Here is a 22203-nt window from a genome sequence, read left to right as displayed (position 1 = left end):
TCACTGTGTGGTCGGCCGAGCCTCAGCGCCTGCGTCCCACGAGCACCAGCGCACCGCCCGCCGCGATCAGCAGGACGGCGGCCGCGAGCACGCCGAGAGCGGTTCCGAGGCCGGTGCGGGCGAGCTCGTCGGCGAGGGTGAGGCCGTCGGACGAGGCGGAGGGGGCCGGGGAGGCTTCGGGGGACGGCGAGGCCGAGGAGGACGGGGAGAGCCCGGGGCCCGGGGTGGGGTCGGGGACGGCGGTGGTGGTGGGAGTGCTCGTGAGGGTGGGGGCGGGGGTGAGGGTCGCCGCGGTGGTGTCGGCGCGGGGATCGCGGTCGTGGTCGGTGTCGGGCTGTTCGGTGCCGGGCTCGGTGTCGATCCCGAACCGGTAGTCCCCCGACTCCCCCAGCCACTCCCCGTCGTCCCCCCGCTTCTCCACCACGGCGGCCTTGGCGGTGACCACGTTGGGTACGGCGTCCGAGGTGACCGTGAGCCTGACCTTCACCGAGACCGTCCTCCGCGGGCCCACGGCGAATCCCGGGAAGCCGTCGTCAAAGGCTCCCACCAGTTCCGCCTCGTCGGTGCTCTCGAAGTGGACCGGGTGGGCGCGCGAACCGTCGTAGAACTCCATCCGGGCCTGCCCCGGTTTCAGGGCCCGCTTGTCGTCGACGAGCACGACGACCGGGTGTACGGCGGTGCAGGCACGGTCGGTGGTGTTGACGAGGTCGAGGTACCAGGTGCCGAACCCCCCGCCGGCCTCGTACGACGTGGGCCCCCCGTGGATACGGGCGGTGAGCGGAAAGTCCCGCCCCTCCACCCCGGCACAGTCGAGCCCGGCCTCCCGTCCGTGCACCGCCCCCACGGGCCCGAGCACGACGACGGCTGCGGCAAGGCAGGGTGACAGGGGCGTGCACAGTCGCATGAACACATCTCTTTGCCACCCGACCGCAGGCTCTACGGGACCTGCCCACTTCGGCCCCGAACGGCGGCCCGGGTCCCCCCGTTCAGCAGACCCACGGCGGGTAGAGCCGCCTTGGCTGCGAGCAGTCGCCCCGGCTGCGAGCAGTCGCCCCGGCTGCGGGCAATCGTGCCGCTGGGGCGGCACGGGTGGGCGCAGCGGCACCCCGTAACGCCGGGCTGCGCACCCCCTGCCCCAGCGACAACCCCCCGCACTGGCCAACGCCGGCCGGCAAGCCCACCCCACCCCACCCCACCCCGCCCCACCTACCCCGCGTGCGAAAGTGGACCGCATGATTGGCACAGGCACCCCCGGCAAAACCCTCCGCGTCGGCCTGGTCGGCTACGGCCTGGCAGGCTCCGTCTTCCACGCCCCCCTGATCGCCGCCACCGAAGGCCTCACGCTCGACACGGTGGTCACCGCCAACCCCGAGCGGCAGGAGCAGGCGAGGGCCGAGTTCCCGGACGTCCGCGTCGCCATCACCCCCGACGAGCTGTTCGACCGCGCCGGCGAACTGGACCTGATCGTCATCGCCTCCCCGAACAAGACGCACGTCCCGCTGGCCACCGCCGCCCTCAAGGCGGGCCTGCCGGTCGTGGTGGACAAGCCGGTCGCCGGCACCGCCGCCGAGGCACGGGAGCTCGCCGCCCTCGCCGAGGAGCGCGGTGTGCTGCTGTCGGTGTTCCAGAACCGCCGCTGGGACAACGACTTCCTGACCCTGCGCAAACTCCTGGAGGAGGGCGAGCTGGGCGACGCCTGGCGGTTCGAGTCCCGGTTCGAGCGCTGGCGGCCGCAGCCCAAGGGCGGCTGGCGGGAGTCCGGCGACCCGGCAGAGATCGGAGGTCTGCTGTACGACCTCGGAAGTCATGTCGTCGACCAGGCCCTGGTCCTGTTCGGCCCGGCCACCCGGGTGTACGCCGAGACGGACGTCCGGCGCCCCGGCGCCGAGGCCGACGACGACACGTTCATCGCGGTGACGCACGCGAGCGGTGTCCGCTCCCACCTCTACGTCTCCGCCACGGCGTCCCAGCTGGGCCCCCGTTTCCGGGTGCTGGGCTCGCGCGCCGGCTATGTGAAGTACGGCCTGGATCCGCAGGAGGCGGCCCTGCGCGAGGGGCGGCGGCCCGGCCCCGCCGACTGGGGCACGGAAGCCGAGTCCCAGTGGGGCCGGGTCGGCGCCGGGGAGTCCCCGCTGACCGGGGGCGGACGGCCCGTACCGACCCTGCCCGGCGACTACCCCGCCTACTACAAGTTCGTCGCTGCTGCCCTGACCGGCACCGGCCCCAACCCGGTGACCGCCCTGGAGGCCGCCGCCGCCCTGGACGTGCTCGAGGCGGCCCGCCGCTCCGCGCGCGACGGTGTGGCGGTGACCCTGTGAGCAACAACCCCCGGATCACCCCGAGGTTCACCCCCGAGATCACCCCGTCCGTCGAGGAACTGGAGGCGCAGGAGCGCCGCCTGGTCTTCCGCCGGTTCACGCACGAGGACGCCTGGGCCCTCGGCTCCCTCCTGGTGGAGCTGGCCAGGGAACGCCAGGCCCCGGTCGCCGTCGACATCCACCGTGCCGGCCAGCAGCTCTTCCACGCGGCCCTGCCCGGCTCGGCCCCGGACAACGACGCCTGGATCGCCCGCAAGCGCCGGGTCGTGGAGCGCTACGGCTCCGCGTCGTACCTGGTCGGCGCCCGTTTCCGGGCCAAGGGCACGACGTTCGAGGAGTCCTCCCGCCTCGACCCCGACACCTACGCGGCCCACGGCGGCTCCTTCCCGATCAACGTCGAGGGCGTGGGCGTGATCGGTGCGGTGACCGTCTCCGGGCTGCCGCAACTGCAGGACCACCGGTTCGTGGTGGAGGCGCTGGAGGAGTTCCTGGGCCGCAGCGGCCGGGATTAACTGGATGCACCCTCCGGTTGGCACAGCCGTACGGCCATCACGGCAGGAACGGCACACCGCCCGACCGGAGGGATCACGACCCATGAGCGACGCGCTGAAGGAGACCATCGGACGGTACGGCGTCTGGAGCGTCGGCCTGCGCTCGGAGGATCCCGCCCGGCGGGGCGAACTGGCCGAGGCGGCCGCGGAGTTGCAGGAGCTCGGTTACGGAGCCGCCTGGCTCGGCGGCAGCAGCGCCGCCCACCACGCCGTACCGCTCCTCGAGGGCACCGACCGGCTTGTCGTCGGCACCAGCATCCAGAGCATCTGGCAGTACGAGGCGGAGACGAGCGCGGCGGGCTTCGCCGAGGTGGAGGCGGCGCACCCGGGCCGCTTCGTCCTCGGCCTGGGCGTCAGCCACGCCAAGCTCGCCGACCAGTACCGCCGCCCGTACTCGGCGCTGGTCGCCTACCTCGACGCCCTCGACGCCCTGGACGAGGCCGGCGTACCCGCCGATCGCCGGGTGCTGGCCGCCCTCGGCCCGAAGGTCCTCGAGCTGTCCCGGGACCGGGCGGCGGGCGCGGTGCCGTACCTGGTCACGGCCGAACACACCGCGCGGGCCCGCGAGATCCTGGGCGCGGGCCCCCTGCTGGCCCCCGAGCTCAAGGTCGTCCTGGAGACCGATCCGGCCCGCGCCCGCTCCCTGGCCCGCGAGACCCTCGCCATGTACCTGGCGCTCCCCAACTACACCAACAACCTTCTCCGTCTCGGGTTCACCGAGGACGACCTGCCCGACGGCGGCAGCGACCGTCTGGTCGACGCGGTGTTCGCCTGGGGCGACGAGAACCGCATCCGCGGCCGGATCAACGCCTTCCACGAGGCGGGCGCGGACCACGTGGCCCTCCAGGTGCTGGACGACAGCCCGAGGGACGGCCTCCCGCGGGACAGCTGGAGGAGGCTGGCCGAGCTGCTGGCTTGACCTGACCCACCTAGGGGCGCGGGGCCGTGTTCAACATGCGGCTCCGCCGCGTGGGCGCGACCAGCCCCGACGCAGCCGGCGTGACTGAACCAACCTCAGGGGCGCGGGGCCGTGTTCGATGTGCGGCTCCGCCGCGTGGGCGCGATCAACCCCCACGACCGGCAGCCGAAGAACAACGCACTCTTCCCCGCCCCCCCAGCGGAGCGCCTACGCGTCCTTGAACTCCTGCCGCTGGCGCCCCAGCCCCTCGATCTCCAGCTCGACGACGTCCCCCGCCCGCAGGAACGGCTTGGGCTCGGGCCGCCCGAGCGCGACCCCCGCCGGCGTGCCGGTGTTGATCACGTCGCCCGGGTACAGGGTCATGAACTGGCTGACGTACCGCACGACCTCCGCGACGGGGAAGATCTGCTCGGCGGTGGTCCCGTCCTGCTTCAGCTCCCCGTTCACCCACAGTCTCAGCGCCAGCGACTGCGGGTCGGGCACCTCGTCCGCCGTCACCAGCCACGGCCCCAGCGGGTTGAACGTCTCGCAGTTCTTCCCCTTGTCCCAGGTGCCGCCCCGCTCGATCTGGAACTCCCGCTCGGACACGTCGTGCGCCACCGCGTACCCGGCGACGTGCGCGAGGGCCTCCTCGGCGGACTCCAGGTAGCGGGCCGTGCGCCCGATGACGACCGCCAGCTCCACCTCCCAGTCGGTCTTGGTGGACCCGCGCGGGACGAGCACGGTGTCGTACGGCCCGACCACCGTGTCCGCGGCCTTGAAGAAGATCACCGGCTCGGCGGGCGGCTCGGCGCCCGTCTCGCGGGCGTGGTCGTGGTAGTTGAGCCCGATGCACACGATCTTGCCGATCCGTGCCAGCGGCGGGCCGACCCGCAGGCCGGTCGCGTCCAGCGCGGGCAGCTCCCCGGCGTCGGCGGCGGCGCGGATCCGGCCCAGCGCGGCGTCGTCGGCGAGCAGCGCCCCGTCGATGTCCGGAACGATCCCCGAGAGGTCCCGCAGGACTCCCCCGGCGTCGAGCAGCGCGGGCCGCTCCGCCTCAGCCGTACCGACTCGCAGCAGCTTCATGGTGACAATCTCCCTTGATCGCGGGTGCCCGCCGGATGTGCACAGCCATCGGAGGTCTGGTTGATCCTCCAAGGCATATGTCCGGTCCGCAAGACCTTGTTCACTGACTGGACCGTAACCAGAACACCCGGGACCGCTCAGCGGTACAGCGCCGCCCGCTCCACAGCGCTCCACGCCGTACTGGTCACCACGTACAGGGCGGCGGCCAGCGGCACCACGGCGACCGACACGAGGGTGAAGAAGGACATGAACGGCGTGACCTTGTTGACCGCCGCGAGGCCGGGCACCTGCTCGCCGTCGCCCCCGCCGACGGCGACCGGGTTCTTGGCCACCATCTGCTTCGTACGGCTGTAGTTGAACGTGGCGACGGCGGCGACCACCGCGAAGAGCCCGAGGTAGACCAGCCCGGCCGCTCCGAACACCCCACCCTGTCCCAGGGCGTCCGCCCACCGTCCGCCGAGCGGCGCGGCGAACAGCTCGTGTGCGAGGAGCCCGTTGCGTTCCCCGCCGACCGTCGAACTCGAGAACAGGTGATAGAGGAGGAAGAAGGCCGGCATCTGGAGCAGGCTGGGCAGGCAGCCGGACAGCGGCGACACCTTCTCCTCCTTGTGCAGTTCGAGGATCGCCTTCTGCATCCTCTCCGGGTCCTTCCGGTGCCTCTTGCGCAGCTCGGCGACCTTCGGCTGGAGCTCGGCCCGGGCCCGCTGCCCGCGCGCGGCGGCCCGGGACAGGGGGTGGACGAGGAGCCGTACGAGTGCGGTGAACAGGACGATCGCGGCAGCCGCCGCGGAGGCGTGGAAGAGGGGCCGGAGCAGGTCGGCGAGCTGCTCGACGAGGTGCGCGAAAACGGACATGGGTGAGCCCTCCGTGGGTCACGTCGTGCCGGAGTGAAGACGGGCATGGCGGCATGACGACCCGCGCGGGGTCACGGATACGGGAGTGTCACCCCTACGCGGTGGTCGTCGCGGGGGCGTGTCCGGGCGCCCGGGGCCGGCGGCGGCCCGGGGCGTCGGGGTCGCGCTGCGGCAGGAACGCCGTACGGCGGGCCCGGTCGCGGATGGCCGTGCGTATGCGCGTGGGCGGCACGACGGGTGCACAGCGCGCGGCCACGAGCGCGCACGCGGCCAGTGCGGAACCGGCCGCGGCGGTCGCGGCGAGCGCGACGGTGGCGTAGAGGCTGCCGGTGTCGAGCAGCGCGACGGAGATCAGGAAGAGCAGGAGCCCGACGGCAGGCCGCGTCACAGCCACGTACCGCGTCATCGACCGCTCCCCCTTACCTGCTCGCATCGCTCACGTCCGAGCTGGACTCCACGATAACGTCCCCGACGTCCCCGACCGCTACGAAATCGTCGCCCAGGTCAGTGGCCGACCCGGCCGTCGGCGTCATGGGCGTACTTCGTCGCGTGCAGTCGAGGGTCGATGGCGGTGGTGGTGCCCGGCGCGGTCGCCGAGTCGCTGGTGTAGGTGTACGTCCAGGTCGGGCCGGTGGGAGCGCCGCTGTGGGAACCGGTCCCGCACAGCATGCTCGTGACGCGGTCGACGTCGTCGTAGGTGAAGACCGTCACTCGGCCCTTGCCGGTGCTGATCCTGCTGACGCGGCCGGAGGAGTCGTACGAGAACAGCGTGGTCCTGCCCTCGGCGTCCGTGGTCTGCTCGATGTCGCCTTTGGCGTCCAGGCGGTAACCGACCGTCCGGCCCGCGCTGTCCTTCGCCCGCCACAGCGTGTCATCGACCTTGGTCAGGTCGATCCAGCGGCCCGAGCGGGTGTCGGTCAGTCTGAAGCCGCCCTCGCGGTTCTGGGTGACGGTGATGGTGCCGTGGCCGCGGTCCGTGACCTTGGTCAGCGTTCCGCCCGCGTCGTAGGTCTCCTTCGGGCCCGACTTCCAGTTCAGCGTGTAGGTGCCGTCGGGGTTCTCCTTCAGGCTCTGCGAGTAGCCGTGCGGGGTGGTGAAGGAGCCGTCACTGTTCTTCTGGTAGCGGACCGTCGCGCCGGAGGCGTCGTAGAGGACCGCCTCGCCGCCGGAGAGGGACAGGTAGCGCTCGTACTGCAGCCACCAGCGCTGCGACACCCTGCCGAAGGGGGCCTCCAGCGAGTTGTACGTCCGCGCCAGTCGCAGGCGCTGTCCGTGGCCGGCGATGTCGAGGTCCGTCGCCGTCAGCATCAGGTTGCCGGTCGAGTAGTCGATCTTCGCCGTCAGTGCGTCCGTGATCGCGAAGCCGGCGTACCGGTGCCAGGGCACGTCGCCCTGCTCCTCCGGCACGAGTTCCACCACCGACGGGTCCGCCGCGGCGCCGGCCGGCTTCGCGGCCTTGCCGGACGCGGGATGCTTGGCGTGCGCCCGCTGCTCCAGTAACCACGGCATGTACACCGCGTCCGTCGGCTTCCTCGACGGCTGGGACCTCACCGGCCGGTTCGCGCCCGCCCTGACCGGTGGCGTCCTGGAGTCGGAACCGTCCTTGCACCAGGTCGACACCGTTGTGCCGTCGGTGGCGGTGGCGTCCGTGGTCGGCAGAACGGCCGCAGCCAGCGCCAGCGCCGCCGCCGTCGCCACGGCCACCGCCACCGCCACCGCGGCCACCGGTCCCGGTCTTTTCCGGAGACGTCGAAGAGACGTGCCCAAGGCACGCGTGTGCATGACTTCCCCCACAGGAAGACAGACCCCGGCAACCCCAGTGGCCCCCAGACTCGTACACGCTGTCACAGGATTCGCACAGAGATCCGCATCATTCCCGGGAAGTCCCCACGCATGGACCGAAATCCGCCCCTCCACTTCAAGGCGGCGAATACAGGGAAAAAGGAAACATCGGTGCTCGCGACCGCATTCAAGACCCGACGGCCGCGTGCGAGGCCTGGCACGAACGGCCGAAAAGAGACGCCCTCGCAGGACCCCTTCGAGAGCACTCCTCTACTTCCTCGGCTGCATCGAGACCAGCTTCCCCCACACCACCATCCGGTACCGGGACGTGAACTCCGGGGTGCACGTCGTCAGCGTGATGTAGTACCCGGGCTCGCTGTACCCGTACGACGGCCTGACGATGGACCGGGGTACGGCCCTGACGACCCCCGAGTCACGGGACGAGGTCTGCGGCAGGATCTTGTCGACCGTGTACGTGTAGGTCGCTGTCCGCGTCTCGACCTCCACGGTGTCCGCGCGGCGCAACCGCGGCAGGTACCGGAACGGCTCCCCATGGGTGTTCCGATGTCCGGCGACCGCGAAGTTACCTGCCTGGCCAGGCTGTTGGGTGCCGGGGTAGTGACCGACGTACCCCTGGTCGAGGACGTTCGGCTTGCTCACGCCCTCGGCGACCGGGACGCGCAGCCCGAGGCGCGGGATGGTGAGGACGGCGTAGGCCTGCGAGCGGCGGGGCAGGGCGGTGGTGGCGTACGACCGCCGCCCCGCGGCAGTCCCCGTACGCGACCGCGAGGACGGCGGGCCGGACGACGTACCGGCACCGGAGGACGGCGACACCCCGGAGGCCCCGGCACCGCCTGCTCCCCCACCCCCCGCCCCCCACTCCCGCTCCAGCGCCTCCACCTTCCGCTCGGCCCCGCGCCGGGCCTCCCGGTTGGTCCACCACAACTGGTGGACGACCAGGAGCGCGAGGACGACCCCCACGGTCACCAGCACCTCGCCCCCGCCCCACAGCACCCGCCGGCGCCGCGCACGCCGCCGCAGGGTGCCGTGCTGCACGAGAGGCACGGGACGACGTACGACTCGAACGACGGAAGCCCGCATACGCAGTACGCCTCCTCAGGCCGGGGCCGCCCGCACATAGGCCGGGGCCGCCCGCACGATAAGGCGCACGCCGCCAAGTCACCAGAGCGGCAGGCGTTCCGGTCGGAGAGCGGAAGACGGCCGGACACCCGCACCCGCCGGGCGGTCCACTTCCTTCACCGGTTTTAGAAAGGGCTGAGAAAGGCCTGGCACGACTCTCGACAACCTCACACACCACCCCCGATGCTTCCTTCTGGCATGCGGGGGGACGTGCGACACCGGCGGGGACGACCGGTGTCCGAGCCGCACCGAGAGGCAGACGACACAAGCCATGATCCGACGCAGAACACTCCTGGCCGCCGCGGGCGGCGGCCTGCTGGGCAGTGCCCTGGCCACCGGAACCGCCCGGGCCGACGCGACGATCGCCGTCAACCCGTCGACGTCGTACGGCACCTGGGAGGGCTGGGGCACCTCCCTGGCCTGGTGGGCGAACGTCTTCGGCGCCCGAGACGACTTCGCCGACATCTTCTTCACCACCAAGTCGACGACGTACAACGGCACCGCGCTCCCCGGCCTCGGCCTGAACATCGCCCGCTACAACCTCGGCGGGTGCAGCTGGAACAGCGTGGGCGGCACGAGCATGGCGGCCTCCCCCAACATCCCCAAGTTCAAGCAGATCGAGGGCTACTGGCAGGACTGGAACAACGAGGACCCCGCCTCCTCGGCCTGGAAGTGGACCGCGGACGCCACCCAGCGCGCGATGCTGACGAAGGCGGTGGCCCGCGGCGCGACCACCGAGCTCTTCGCCAACTCCCCCATGTGGTGGATGTGCCTGAACCACAACCCCTCCGGCGCTTCCGACGGCGGCAACAACCTCCAGTCCTGGAACTACCGCCAGCACGCCTCCCACCTGGCGGCCGTGGCCCTGTACGCCAAGAACAACTGGGGCGTGAACTTCGCGACGGTCGAGGCCTTCAACGAGCCCAGCTCCAGCTGGTGGACGGCGACCGGCACCCAGGAGGGCTGCCACATGGACGCCACCGTCCAGTCGGCCGTACTCCCCTACCTGCGCAGCGAGTTGGACAAGCGCGGACTGACCGGCACGAAGATCTCCGCGTCGGACGAGACGAGTTACGACCTCGCCCGCACCACGTGGAACTCCTTCAGCTCCACCACGAAGGGCTACGTCGACCGCGTCAACGTCCACGGCTACCAGGGCTCGGGCGGCCGCAGGGACCTTCTCTACAGCGACGTGGTGACGACCGCCGGCAAGGCCCTGTGGAACTCGGAGACCGGCGACAAGGACGGCACCGGCTACACGATGGCCTTCAACCTCCTCTACGACTTCCGCTGGCTGCACCCGACGGCCTGGGTCTACTGGCAGGTGATGGACCCGTCCACGGGCTGGGCCATGATCGCCTACGACCAGAACACCCTGCAGCCGACGACGATCCAGACGAAGTACTACGTGATGGCGCAGTTCAGCCGTCACATCCGCCCGGGGATGAAGATCCTGGACACGGGCGCGAGCAACGCGGTGGCGGCCTACGACGCTTCGGCGAAGCGGCTGGTCATCGTGGCGCTGAACACGTCCACCTCGGCCCAGACCCTGACCTTCGACCTCTCCCGCTTCACCACGGTGACGGGCGGCTCCGGCGGCCTGGTCCCCCGCTGGAACACGGTCACGGCCGGAGGCGGCGACCTGTACTCGGCGCACTCGGACATCCACCTCTCCGGCAAGACGGTGAGCGTTCCGTTCGCGGCGCAGGCGGTACAGACGCTGCAGGTGGACGGCGTGACGCTATGAAACGGTGGACGACGGCGACACGACCGCCCCGCGGCTGACCGCGCCGGGGACACCGCGACCGGTGACCATGGATGTGTGGGTTGGGAAGTCACCCCTTCCCTTGTCACCGGTCGGCAGTACGGTGTCCCCCATGCGCCCCGACACGCCTGCCGAGAACGCCGACCACACCGCCGAAGCGGCACGCCTGGAGCGGACCGCCGGCCTGTACCCGGAAGACGCCGAGGCCCTGCTCCTGCGGGCCGCCGCCCACCTGGAACTCTCCGGCGACCGCCCCGCCGCCACCGCGCTCTACGACCGCCTGCTCTCCTCCGCCGACGGCCTGGACGATCCCCACCTGGTGCGGGCCCTGAAGGCCTCGAACCTCTGGGAGTACGACCACGAGGCCGAGGCCCGCGCGATCATCGACGGCATCCGCGCGACCGCCCCCCGGGACCCCGCCCCCTGGGTCATCGTGGCCGAGGCCCTCGAGTCCCACGACGAGCTCGAGGCGGCGCACGACACGTTCACCGAGGCCGTGAACCTGCTCCTGGCGGAGCCCGCGGAGCCCCCCTACTCCACCCACCCCCTCCTCTACGGCCGCCACCGCGTCCGCCGCATGCTCGGCCTCCCCCACGACGACTGGGACATGCTGGCCGACACCCTCCACAACTCACCGGTGTCCCTGGACGAACTCCACGACCCCAAGCGCGTATGGTCCCTCGGCTCCGACAACCCCGCCGAACTCCAGGCCGAGATCTCCCGCCTCCAAGCCGAACTCGGCGCCTACCGCGAGGCCCTCTCCCGCCCCTTCCCGGTAGCGGTCCTCCACTGGCCGGCGGGCGAGCTGGCGGAGCTGCTCGCCGCGTATCCGGGCCTCGCGGCGGAGTACCCCTCGCATGAGCAGCACCTGGCGACGATAGAGGCCTCCCTGAGGGAGCTGGCGTCTTCGGGCACGCCGAACCTGGGGATCGTCTCCGGGACGGTGCCTTCCTACGAGGCCTTCGCGGCGTCGGAGGGGTCGTCGCCGGAGGACGCGACCTTGCTGCCGCAGTACGCGACTACGTTGGCTGCGCGGGGGCTGGCTGTGGGGTGGCCGCCTCAGCGGGGGGTTACTTGCTGGTGCGGGTCGGGGCGGACCTACGGGGAGTGCCACGGAGTGTGAGACGACCTCGTGACGTGCGCACGGGGCACTCGGACGATCCGGCGGCGAACGGCAACCCCACCTCATACCGCCGCAAGCCGCTGCGCCACCCGGCGCGCCCTCCCCTGGCAGCTGACGCGCCTCCCCAGCGCGCCGTGGTGGTGCGCTCTTGCCGCGGCCCCGGAGCACACGACAATGACCAAGGCGCGGGCGGCCCCGAGGCGACGCTCCGACTGCGCCGGCAGAATGTTCATGTGTCTGGTGCCGTCCCATCCTCTGCATCCGTCTCCGCCCGCATGAGCCGTCAGGGCTCCCGCGACACGGCACCGGAGATCGCGGTCCGACGCCTGCTGCACGCCTCAGGACTGCGTTACCGGGTCAATGTGCCTGTACCAGGTATGCCCCGCAGAACCATCGACATCGTCTTCGGCAAAGCAAAGATCGCGATCTTCCTGGACGGCTGCTTCTGGCACGGCTGCCCCAAGCATGCAACGCAGCCAAGGGCAAACGCGCAGTGGTGGCGAACGAAGCTCGACAAGAACATGGCTCGCGATCTTGAGACGACCGAGCACCTCACCGCTGCGGGATGGACGGTACTCCGCTTCTGGGAGCACGAGCCCGCCGCGGATGTGGCCCACCGCATCTCCGCGCTGTTGGCATCCACACGAACACCCCCGCCCGGGCGCTCCTCCGATGCCCGTCTCACCGAGAGTGGCGACGCTGACGACCAATCGTGACCCTGACTCACTTATCAACAGCGTCATCACCACTTAATGTGTAGGAGTTGCGTGACTGGGGTGCCGACCTGCGCTTGAGAGCGCTGTGCCACGATGGCAGAGCTCTACGGTCAGGTCGTGTGATGAGCGAGAGCGGGGGCGGTCGAGTCCTGTGACCGACGAATTCGACGAAATGTATGAGACGTTCAAGGCGATCTTGGACGCCTTTCCCCCGTCGGAGGCCGTGAAGCGGCTGGAGCAGATGGGCGTCCAGGCCGAGGTCATCGAGCAGATCCGCGAGCGGCACGAGCAGCAGACAATTCGCATCAAGGAGCTCGAGGAACCCCACGCCGTCGTTCTGGGCAACCGCGACACCTGGTACACGGGACCACAGCCCAAGGACAAGTGCTGGCCCGCGATCAAAGGCCTGCTGCTCAAGGACGGTTGGCCCAAGGACACCGCCATCCGGAACCTGGACGACTCCTCCACTCGCGTCGTCTCGCTGCTGAACCACCCGAAGGAGAAGAAGTTCTCCACGCGGGGGCTCGTAGTCGGCTATGTCCAGTCCGGCAAGACGACGAACTTCACGTCGGTCATGGCCAAGGCCGCCGACCGCGGCTACAAGCTGTTCATTGTCCTTGCGGGCATTCACAACGGCCTTCGCCGGCAGACCCAGGCCCGCCTGGTTCAGCAGCTCGTGGAACCCAACCCCTCGCTTTGGTCCCAACTGACGGATCTCGACAAGGATTTCACCCCTACGGCGAATCCGGCCTCGTACTTCGGAAACAGCAACAAGACGCACGTGCTGTGCGTGGTGAAGAAGAACGCGACTGTACTGCGCAAGCTCTCCGTGTGGCTGGACAAGGCGGCCGACTACCTGAAGGACTGCCCCGCTCTGATCATCGACGACGAGGCGGACCAGGCCACCGTCGCGACGAAGTCCATCAACCCGCTGATCCTCAGCATGATGAAGAGCCTGCCGCGCTCCGCCTACGTGGGATACACGGCATCGCCGTTCGCCAACCTGTTGATCGATCCGAGCGCCGAAGATCTCTATCCGCGGGACTTCATCGTCAACCTGCCCAAGCCAGAAGGACACTTTGGTACCGAGGTTCTCTTCGGGCGCTACGCACTCGACGGTGAGGACCCCACCCAGGTCGACGACGGCCACGACATGATTCGATCCGTGCCGGAAGACGACGTTCCCTGCGTGCGCCCCGAGACGAAAGCAGACGTCGAGGGCTTCGAGCCCGTCATCACCGCTACCCTCCGCAGGGCGGTCGAGTACTTTTGGCTCGCGACGGCCGCTCGCCGTGTTCGACGTACGGGCAATCCGCACAGCACGATGCTGATCCACACGAGCGTCAACACCGCCGTCCACAACAGCTTCGAACGACCGCTGCAGCACCTGCTGAACCGCGCCGCACAAACCATGACCGACGCGGTCTTCCTCTCCCGGTTGCGCGATCTCTGGGATCAGGAGACGGCCCGCGTGCCCGCCGAGGACTTCGGCGAGACGAAGGTGCCGTTCGACGAGCTGGTGCCCGAACTGCCAGGGGTCCTGCGTAGTTGCCGCATCATCATGGACAACTCCAGTAGCGAGGCTCGTCTCGACTACGAGAACGGTCCCGTCGTGGCGATAGCAGTGGGAGGCAACACCCTTTCGCGCGGACTCACCCTCGAAGGCCTGTCGGTCAGCTACTTCGTACGTGCCGTCTCCGCCTACGACACTCTGCTGCAGATGGGTCGCTGGTTCGGATTCCGGAACGGCTACGCCGATCTGCCCCGCATCTGGATGACCGACGAACTGGCCGAGTGGTTCCGGCACCTTGCCACGGTCGAGACGGAGATGCGCCGCGACATCGACATCTACATAACCGAGTCCGAGACGCCCCGCACCTTCGCCGTACGTCTGCGTACTCACCCTGCTCTGCGTGTGACCGCCGCCGCCAAAATGCGCGATGCGGTCACGGCTGCTTCCTCATACGCAGGCAAGCGAGTCCAGACCCACTACTTCCACACCAACGCCGACTGGCTGCGTGGAAACACCGCTGCTGCACGTGATCTGGTCACTGCGGCGCTCTCGAACGCCGTCAGAGTGGAGAAGCGCTCGACCGAGGATCGGTACATCTTCCGTGACGTGCCGTACGACGTCGTGACCGACTTCCTGGCGTCCTACAAGTTCCACGAGAAGTCCCCCGAGAACGATGCTGACCTGATCACCGCCTACATCCGGAAGCGAGTCACAGCCGGCTCGCTGCGCCGATGGAACATCGCGATTGTCGGCAGCTCCGCGGGAGAGCCCTTCGAGTTCGTGCCTGGTGTGTCGGTCGGGCGAAACCTCCGTAGCCGCGTGGCCGCGCCCAACCCCACCCCGGATTTCGCAGACATCAAGACCCTCATGAGCCGCCGTGATGCCGCCGTAGATCTGACCGGAGACACGGCAAAGCTCACCGAGAAGGGCATTATCGACGAACGCCGCGTCCAGCTTCCGAATACCGGTTTGCTGGTTCTCTACCCGATCGACAAGACGTCCGAGCCCAGCCCGGAGAAGAAGCTGCGTGCTCCTCTGAACGCGGAAGAAGACGTGATCGGCGTCGGCCTTGTCTTTCCAGAACCGCAGCACGGGGACAGCACGGTGGTGAAGTACATCTCCGCGAATCTGTCGGGTGTGCGATTGGAGGACGAGGACCTCAGCCTGCTCGAAGGTGAAGACGCATGAGCGGCGATGCCTTCCGCGAGATTGTCGAGGGGCACTGGGTCGCACTTGAAGCAGCGCCGACCAGTGGCGAGCGTCGCCTGCGTGTTTCACAACTTCCGGTGGTGACCGAGCAAGGTGCCTTGGTGGCTGCCGTCGATCACGACGGGTCCCGTCACATACTCGTACCGGTGCACTCGCATCTGAAGATCCGTTCCGGCCTCGACGGTCCCGTGCTCCACCTGCGCAAGCGCCCCCTGGAGGATGAGGAGACCTACCAGACGTACGCCGACCTCGCATGCTTGCGCGCGGACCTGAACGACCTGTTCACAGAGCTGTGCGCGGACATACTGGATGCGACGGAGAAGCTGTCGGGCACCCCGGTCAAGGCGCTTTATCAAGTCCTCGACCGCTGGAAAGCTCTGTTTCAACCGCAAGGGGCTGTGCTGGGTCCCGAACAGCTCGCAGGCCTTTTCGGGGAACTGCTGGTACTCGACCGTCTCCTGCAGTTGGACTCCAGCGCGCACCGCCTCTGGCGCGGACCAGAAGGCCACCCCCACGACTTCACCACCGGCGACATCGCAGTCGAGGTGAAGACGAGCGCCAAAGGCACGGGGCGACGGGCGCGAGTTCACGGGCTCGATCAACTCGACGCCCCGGAGAGTGGGACCCTCTGCCTGGCCTGGTTCCGCCTTCGCCGCACCCTCGCTGGCAGTTCGGGGGTCGGCTTCTTGGAATTGCTCGAACGGACGCTCCGATCCTGTGACGACGAAAGCGCCCTGCTAGAACTTCTCACCCAGGTCGGTTACCGATCCATCGACGCCGAGCGGTACCGCGATGTGCGCTTCGTCGTGGACGAGGAGCGCTGGTACGAGGTGACCTCGGACTTCCCCGCGTTGACCACCAGGGGGCTCGTCGCAGCAGGCGTGCCGATATCCGTTCTCGACGTCGAGTACAGCATTGACCTGTCCGGTGAGACTCCGGTCCCCATGGCGCCCGACGCGGTGTCCCGAACGATCGACAGCATGATCCAGGAGTCCGCGTGACGGAACCCCGCTGGTTCTCCCAGCCCTACCCCCCGGAAGGCGCGAGTGCCGCCGAGGGCATTCGCAATCAGCTCGGCCGGCCCGAACTTGATCTCCTTACCATCCTGGTGCGGGAGTCGGCGCAGAACAGCTGGGATGCCCGGCTCGAGCAATCCTCGGACCCCGTGGACTACCGCATCGACATGTGGACCGTCGGACCGGCCCACGCCGGTGCTTGGCGAGAACTTCTTCTGTCCGATGCTCCCAACAACGCAGACGATTTTCCGCTTCGCGACACACTCAGGCAGGGCCGCACGATTCGTGTCCTGTCCGTGTCCGATCGCGGGACCCGCGGTCTCGGGGGCCCGACACGAGCGGACAATGCCGTGGGCCCCGACCGTGACTTCGTCTCCTTCATCCGTAACATCGGCGAACCACGTGACACGGCGCTCGGTGGCGGTACGTACGGCTTCGGCAAGGGCATCTTCTACCTCATGTCCGGGGCCGGGACCGTCATCGTCCATTCCCAGTGTCGAACCGCTGGCGGAAGGCACGAGACTCGCCTCATCGGCTGCACCCTGTGGAAGAGCTACGTGGCCCCGGAACCCAAGGGCGATCGCCGCTACACAGGTAGACACTGGTGGGGCGACACGTCGGGCGACGTGGTCGAGCCGCTGGTCGGCGCAGAGGCCGAAGCCGTGGCTCAACGCCTCGGGCTCAAAGCGTTTGGGCCGGAGGAGACCGGAACGACGGTCGTCGTCATCGATCCGAATTTGGACGGCCTCGAGCCTGCCGAGGCAGCCGACTATCTGGGCGACACCATCGCCTGGCACCTATGGCCCAAGATGATCTCCACCGCTGGCAAACCACCTGCCATGCGCTTCTCCGTGACCTACGACGGAGTGCAGCATCCGGTACCCGATCCGCGCATCATGCGTCCCCTCAACATGTTCGTCGCCGCATACGAGACGATGGTCGGCCCGGGCGGCAGCGACCTGGAATGTCTCAAACCCAAGAAGCACTTGGGCCGACTCGGGCTGGTGAAGCGCATCATGCCCTCTCTCGAGCCCACGCGTGCCTCCCGCATGCTGGACATTGAGGAGCTGATCCATCACGTCTGCCTGATGCGCCCTGCGGAACTCGTCGTCACCTATCACGCGGGGCCCAAGCCGCCGAGCACGAATCAGGGCTACGCCGGGGTGTTCAGGGCCGAGGAAGCCATGGACGACGTGTACGCAAAGGCCGAGCCGCCCACCCACGACGCCTGGAATCCGCACTCCCTCGACAGGCCCGAGAGCACCTATGTACAGACGACGTTCCGACGCATTGGCGAACACCTGGAACAGTTGCTTTCCTTGAGCGGAAGCACGCGCCCCGGTGCCAGCAACGTCGCTCTGGGAGCGGCCAGTTCGCTCTTTTCTGGATTGGTCGGAGGAGCCTGGGGCATCGGTGGAGCAACCGCTTATGCCAAGCCGGGCAGCACCCTCACGGCTGCGTCCAGGTCGACCGACGCCGAGGACACTGCAACGCATCGGGACGACGGCGGTCGACGTCCCACGAGGCCGTTCACGGAACGGACCGAATTCGGCGAGACGCAGCCCACCGAGGGCCTCGGCGACGACGGCCCGCCTGCCACAGGAACACCGGGAGGTGGCGCCCTTGACGCTCCACGTCGCCGTCCCCGGGTCCAGTATGTCGGCGACCCCTACTACGACGACCGCGGAGACACGTCCGTGCTGGTGCAGGAGTTTCGACTGCCCGTGCCGGGGCCTCAGCGCGTACGCATTGACCTCGCGGTCACTCTTCCCGGAACCGGCGGGCGAGAGACCGATCCCCCCATCGGCGCGAGCATGCCCGTACTAATCGGCTGGGAGGACGAAACCGGACAGCTCCACACCTCCGATCCGCAAGTGGTCGAAGGCAGCGAGTCCGTCTGGCGTGCCGTGGTGCGGCCGGCTCCGGACACCATGACCGAGATCGGTATCAAAGTCGAGGCGGTGGGGACCGCGTGACGCGACGCGTACTTCCCTACCGGGCCCCGACCGAGGACGTCGTGACACCGAGTCCCTGGCGCCTGGTGGTCGAGGACGGCGAAGTGGCCCTGCCCGAGGCCTTGCCCGACTGGGACTACCAATTGGATGTGCACGTACGCAGGGCCCTCCGTGTCGACCTGGACCGGGTCCGGCAGCAAACGGGACTTTCGACGAACACCGCGCTCATGCTCTCGGTCGTCTGGACAGCCACGGGCTCCAACCTCAGTGGCCCTGCTCAGCAGGTACGCATGTCCGAATCCGGTACGAGGACAGTCCAATTCGATATCCGGTTGCGTGGTGCCGACCTCGGCGGCCTGTTGCTCCTGGATACTGCGCTCGTGCTGGCCGAGCGTGCGAGCGACGCACGGCCCTCCTCGCCGAGACGGGCAGGATCCGTACTGTGGAGCGATCGCGAGGCCCTTCGGCTGCAGGGCGACGCTCCGCAGTTCCCCATGGCCGTGATCGACTTCGCGCGGACATCATTCCCGGATGACGCCGCCTGGCATCTACAGATCAGCGGAGGCCTGGAGAACGCCACCATGGGGGCGCTCCTGCTCCTCGTCAACGAGCAGAACACGGTCACCGCCACCGCATTTCAGAACGCGGGCAAGCCCCGCCCCGTGGATCGGATTGTTCTCTCGGCGGTGTACGCGGATGCCGCCCGGGTCATGGTGGAACACGCCCTCGGACATGAGGACTTCGTCGAGGATGCAGACTTTCCCGACGGTTCCCTAGGTGCCACCCTCTTGAGCTTGTTCGACCAGCTGTTCCCGGGACAGTCGATCACGGACATACGCCTCCGCCACCGGCAGTCGCCGGCCCTGTTTTCGTCGGATCTGCAGGCGGCCGTCAAAATCTTCGAGGTGTCGTGATGAGCTTTCTCTACCCGCGTCTCCTCGCCGAACAGGCGAGACCGCTCTTCGAGGAGTATCGACACCTCACTCCGGGCGGACTGTCCCGGCGCGTCGCCCTCACCCATGACGCCGCGGTGTACGTGGCCACGGGCGGCGACCGGGTCCCCTCCAGTCAGCTCCGGGAACTACGGGAAGGCGTGCTGGAGCTCGCGAAGCAAGCCGGTTTCCCCGACAACTCCGACCGTGTGCGCAATGCCGAGTTCGACCTTCGACTCGCCGCGCTGTTGCACACTGAGATGGGCATGGTGCCCGCCGAAGCCGCGTCCCGAGACGTCTGGGCCTTCCTCGCCCTCGTCGTTCTTCCTGACGTCGCGTACTGGCGCTATCCGCAACCGCCCAAGGACCGGGTCCTCGGTACCGACCTCACCCGGCACGTGTTCGGGCGCCTATGGTGGCGGGCACAGCTCGTGCGGGCGCCCGAGGAGTCGGAGCCGTACCGCGCTCTCGATATCCTTGGCGAGGCTGCGTTCGATCAGATTTACGCGCGCCGCACTGCACTGGGCGGAAGTCCTCACTTGGTGAGGGCGATCCTGCGAGTTTGGAAAGACCTCGATCTCGCCGGCCTGAATGAGCGCGAAACCCTGCGTGACTTCCTCAAGCGACTGCTCCGGCTCGCTCCGTTCGTGCTGTTTGACGGAGTCCAGGAGCATGCTCTCGACGGCGAGTTGCGCGCAGTGGCCCAGGAGTCGGTGGACGCCCAGCGCCCGAGGTCCTCAACTCCGAATGCCCGCAAGGTCGTTTCGGGTCCGACAGCTTCGGTCAACGTCGTCGAACCAGCTCCTGTTCCCGCGGTCCCCGACGAGCAGTCGTCGCCTCGTCAAGCAACACCGCCGGTCGCCCTCGAAGTCCGACGATTCAAGTCGCTGGAGATCTGTGCAGGAGCGGGAGGACAGGCGCTCGGCCTCGAACGGGCCGGATTCGACCCTGTGCTGCTCATCGACAGCAAAGCGGACGCCTGTTTCTCCATCGATCTCAACCGACCGGCTTGGGACGTCGTGTGCATGGACGTAGTTCAATTCAGCCCAAGAATGCGTCCCGACGCCACTGGTGTCGATCTCGTCAGTGGCGGGCTGCCACGCGTGAAGTCATCGGCGACAGTCGGTCGGGCGGAGGACTCAGAGGAACGCCGGGTACTGCGCGCCGCGATCAGTCTGGCGTGCGACATCCGGCCGAAGGCCGTTCTCATTGAAAACGTCCCTGACCTGGTTGACGGCCCGGAATTCGCTGCGGACCGCGCCTGGATCGAGCATGAGCTGCACCAGGCCGGCTTCCGCACCAGTTGGAAGATCCTGAATGCCTCGGACTTCGGTGTTCCCCAGAATCGGAAGAGTGGCTTTCTAGTCGCCCTGCAAGATCCTTACTTCGGACATTTTTCGTGGCCCCTACCGAATGAGGGACGACCTCCCACGGTGGGAGAGGCCCTCGGCCCATCCATGTCTGCCGCAGGTTGGCCCGGCGCCGAACGTTGGATCAAGAACGCCGACCGTATCGCCCCGGCACTCGTAGGTGGCTCCGATCGCAGAGGCGGAGCCGACCTCGGCCCGACGGGCAGCAAGAAGGCGTGGGCTGCTCTCGGAGTCAACGGCAACAGTCTCGGGGACGAGCCTCCGGGCGCCGATTTCCCGGTGGACGAACTTCCCAAGCTGACCGTCGAACAGGCAGCGACGATCCAGGCCTTCCCCGAGCACTGGAAGCTCTTCGGCGGCAAGACCTCCAGGTATCGTCAAGTAGGCCACGCCATGCCACCTCCACTGGCAACCGCTCTTGGACAGACCCTCGCAACCGCACTCCGAAGCTAAGATCGGCCTATGCTCACGCCCCGTTCCGCCACCCCCGAACCCATCACCGTCGTAGACCTCTTCAGCGGCTGCGGGGGCTTCACTCAGGGGTTCCACGAGTTCCGGCCCACAGGAAAAAACGACGATGGGCCGATCTTTCACAGCATCGCGGCTGTCGAACACAACCGTGCCGCAGCGGCCACGTACGCGGTGAACTTCGGGCAGCTCCGCAAGGACAAGCGGGTGCCGGCGGCTCGTGTGCACGTCGGAGACATCGAGGCGTGGGAGCCGACTCCGGAGGCACTCCACGCGGACGTCGTCGTCGGGGGCCCTCCGTGCCAGGGTTTCTCGGCCTTGAACCGCGTGAAAAAGGGCACTGAACGCAACCGCCTCTGGGAGGAGTACGTTCGGATCGTGGCGGAAATCCGCCCGAAGGTGTTCGTCATTGAAAACGTGGACCGCTTTTTGAAGTCGGACGAATTTCGAAACCTGCTCAACGAAGTAAAGGAGGGGGGGAAGCTCGCCGAGTACCGACTCGTGGATCCCCCCGGCCATGAGCCCACCGACTCCGATGAAGAAAAGAACAAGCGCTACCTCCTCAACGCTGCGGACTACGGTGCCGCGCAGGCTCGCCGCAGAGCTATCGTCATCGGCGTTCGCCGCGATGTGGAAAACGGCCGCACGATGGAGTACCCCGTCAGATCGCACTTCCGTCGCCCGAAAAGCGGATCCACCCCGGCACATCGGCCTCTCGACGGTGTCGACACAGGTATTTCGTACTGGGAAGCCGTAGATGACATCTTTCGCGAGTCATCCAAGCGCACACTCGGGAACCTTCCCGACATAAAAGAGTACGTACCCGAACTGAAAAGCGAGCTCCCCGGGATCTTCAACACCGAGAATCTCCACTTCGGCCGAAACCCGGAGACACTCTCCCTGGCGCGATACGGCGCCATCCCTCCTGGCGGAAACCGCAAGCACCTAAGTGGCCGCTATTACACCCAGGACGAATTTGGTGAATTCAAGTACTTCAACACTCCAAAGCCTCCCGGTGTGAGAACGACTGTCGGATACCTCTCGACCGACAGTTGGGACAAGCACAACTCCGGCACCGGCGATGTCATGGGCAGGCTTCGCCTCGGCGAACCGTCGGTTACCATCCGCACGGAGTTCTTCAAGCCCGAGAAGGGGCGCTACCTCCACCCGTCAGAGAATCGGCCCATCACGCACTTTGAGGCGGCTCGCATCCAAGGGTTCCCCGTGGATTTTCGCTGGTGCGGCACGAAGACGGAGATTGCCACACAGATTGGAAATGCAGTACCGATTCCATTGGGGAAGGCCATCGCGGCGGCGATTCACGCCTACATGCGTGACTGACTCAGCCAGCCATTGACGCCCCCGGTTTGCCGGCACCTGCATCCCATGCGTTGGCGATGAGTTCAAACATGACCAGGGGGAGAGTTGAGTACATTTGCACACCAAGGTGCTTGATCGTTGCCGGGTCGAACTCCATGCACGTCACACACTTGAAGTGATCATCTTC

18 protein-coding genes are annotated in these 22203 nt (G+C 68.0%); 12 read left to right on the top strand and 6 right to left on the bottom strand.

Annotation, left to right across the window (positions count from 1 at the left end; translation table 11 throughout):
* Positions 1-22: 22 nt before the first annotated feature.
* Positions 23-904, bottom strand: a complete 882-nt coding sequence (locus tag ACWC21_RS10470) for a hypothetical protein (protein ID WP_450880147.1) — start codon at positions 902-904, stop codon at positions 23-25.
* Between the two features lie 328 nt (positions 905-1232).
* Here ACWC21_RS10470 and ACWC21_RS10465 point away from each other — a divergent pair, with 328 nt between their 5' ends.
* The 3 genes from ACWC21_RS10465 to ACWC21_RS10455 all read left to right on the top strand — a co-directional run bounded on the left by ACWC21_RS10465 (position 1233) and on the right by ACWC21_RS10455 (position 3788).
* The gene (locus ACWC21_RS10465; protein ID WP_450880145.1) at positions 1233-2318 is read left to right on the top strand and encodes a Gfo/Idh/MocA family protein; all 1086 of its coding nucleotides are present in this window, start codon (positions 1233-1235) and stop codon (positions 2316-2318) included.
* Positions 2315-2830, top strand: a complete 516-nt coding sequence (locus ACWC21_RS10460) for a heme-degrading domain-containing protein (RefSeq protein WP_450880143.1) — start codon at positions 2315-2317, stop codon at positions 2828-2830. Before ACWC21_RS10465 ends, ACWC21_RS10460 begins: the two co-directional genes overlap by 4 nt.
* Positions 2831-2912: 82 nt before the next feature.
* Entirely contained in the window at positions 2913-3788 is an 876-nt protein-coding gene (locus ACWC21_RS10455) for an LLM class F420-dependent oxidoreductase (RefSeq protein ID WP_450880141.1), read from the top strand.
* A 207-nt stretch (positions 3789-3995) separates the two neighbouring features.
* Here the strand turns inward: ACWC21_RS10455 and ACWC21_RS10450 are convergent, their stop codons facing one another.
* From ACWC21_RS10450 to ACWC21_RS10430, 5 genes are all read right to left on the bottom strand, one after another.
* Positions 3996-4853, bottom strand: coding sequence for a fumarylacetoacetate hydrolase family protein (locus tag ACWC21_RS10450; RefSeq protein ID WP_450880140.1), 858 nt, complete (start codon positions 4851-4853; stop codon positions 3996-3998).
* A gap of 137 nt (positions 4854-4990) precedes the next feature.
* Positions 4991-5707: a YidC/Oxa1 family membrane protein insertase gene (locus ACWC21_RS10445; protein WP_450880138.1), complete on the bottom strand. Its 717-nt coding sequence runs from the start codon at positions 5705-5707 to the stop codon at positions 4991-4993.
* A 94-nt stretch (positions 5708-5801) separates the two neighbouring features.
* Complete coding sequence (locus tag ACWC21_RS10440; RefSeq protein WP_450880136.1) at positions 5802-6113, bottom strand: DUF6412 domain-containing protein; 312 nt, start codon at positions 6111-6113, stop codon at positions 5802-5804.
* A gap of 98 nt (positions 6114-6211) precedes the next feature.
* Positions 6212-7432: a DUF6531 domain-containing protein gene (locus ACWC21_RS10435; RefSeq protein WP_450880134.1), complete on the bottom strand. Its 1221-nt coding sequence runs from the start codon at positions 7430-7432 to the stop codon at positions 6212-6214.
* 327 nt (positions 7433-7759) lie between these two features.
* Positions 7760-8590 (bottom strand): class E sortase, encoded by an 831-nt coding sequence (locus tag ACWC21_RS10430; protein WP_450880132.1) that lies wholly within the window; start codon positions 8588-8590, stop codon positions 7760-7762.
* A 310-nt stretch (positions 8591-8900) separates the two neighbouring features.
* On the opposite strand from ACWC21_RS10430, the gene ACWC21_RS10425 reads away from it, so the two are divergent.
* The 9 genes from ACWC21_RS10425 to ACWC21_RS10385 all read left to right on the top strand — a co-directional run bounded on the left by ACWC21_RS10425 (position 8901) and on the right by ACWC21_RS10385 (position 22037).
* Positions 8901-10376, top strand: coding sequence for a beta-1,6-galactanase (locus tag ACWC21_RS10425; RefSeq protein WP_450880130.1), 1476 nt, complete (start codon positions 8901-8903; stop codon positions 10374-10376).
* A 130-nt stretch (positions 10377-10506) separates the two neighbouring features.
* Positions 10507-11517 (top strand): SEC-C domain-containing protein, encoded by a 1011-nt coding sequence (locus tag ACWC21_RS10420; protein ID WP_450880128.1) that lies wholly within the window; start codon positions 10507-10509, stop codon positions 11515-11517.
* A gap of 275 nt (positions 11518-11792) precedes the next feature.
* Positions 11793-12233, top strand: a complete 441-nt coding sequence (locus tag ACWC21_RS10415) for a very short patch repair endonuclease (RefSeq protein ID WP_450880230.1) — start codon at positions 11793-11795, stop codon at positions 12231-12233.
* A gap of 151 nt (positions 12234-12384) precedes the next feature.
* Positions 12385-14934: a Z1 domain-containing protein gene (locus tag ACWC21_RS10410; RefSeq protein ID WP_450880126.1), complete on the top strand. Its 2550-nt coding sequence runs from the start codon at positions 12385-12387 to the stop codon at positions 14932-14934.
* Positions 14931-15956, top strand: a complete 1026-nt coding sequence (locus ACWC21_RS10405; RefSeq protein ID WP_450880124.1) for a PD-(D/E)XK motif protein — start codon at positions 14931-14933, stop codon at positions 15954-15956. The genes ACWC21_RS10410 and ACWC21_RS10405 overlap by 4 nt, the downstream gene beginning before the upstream one ends.
* Positions 15953-17947, top strand: a complete 1995-nt coding sequence (locus ACWC21_RS10400) for a hypothetical protein (RefSeq protein WP_450880122.1) — start codon at positions 15953-15955, stop codon at positions 17945-17947. The genes ACWC21_RS10405 and ACWC21_RS10400 overlap by 4 nt, the downstream gene beginning before the upstream one ends.
* A complete protein-coding gene (locus ACWC21_RS10395; RefSeq protein WP_450880120.1) occupies positions 17944-18840 on the top strand; it encodes a hypothetical protein in 897 nt (298 codons plus the stop codon). Before ACWC21_RS10400 ends, ACWC21_RS10395 begins: the two co-directional genes overlap by 4 nt.
* Entirely contained in the window at positions 18840-20681 is a 1842-nt protein-coding gene (locus ACWC21_RS10390) for a DUF6339 family protein (protein WP_450880118.1), read from the top strand. Before ACWC21_RS10395 ends, ACWC21_RS10390 begins: the two co-directional genes overlap by 1 nt.
* 9 nt (positions 20682-20690) lie before the next feature.
* Complete coding sequence (locus ACWC21_RS10385) at positions 20691-22037, top strand: DNA cytosine methyltransferase (RefSeq protein WP_450880116.1); 1347 nt, start codon at positions 20691-20693, stop codon at positions 22035-22037.
* Positions 22038-22203 lie beyond the last annotated feature (166 nt).

The sequence above is a fragment of the Streptomyces sp. NPDC001348 genome, assembly GCF_053597535.1.
Note: the sequence above shows the minus strand (reverse complement) of the source record. Positions and strands in the feature narration are given on the sequence as shown.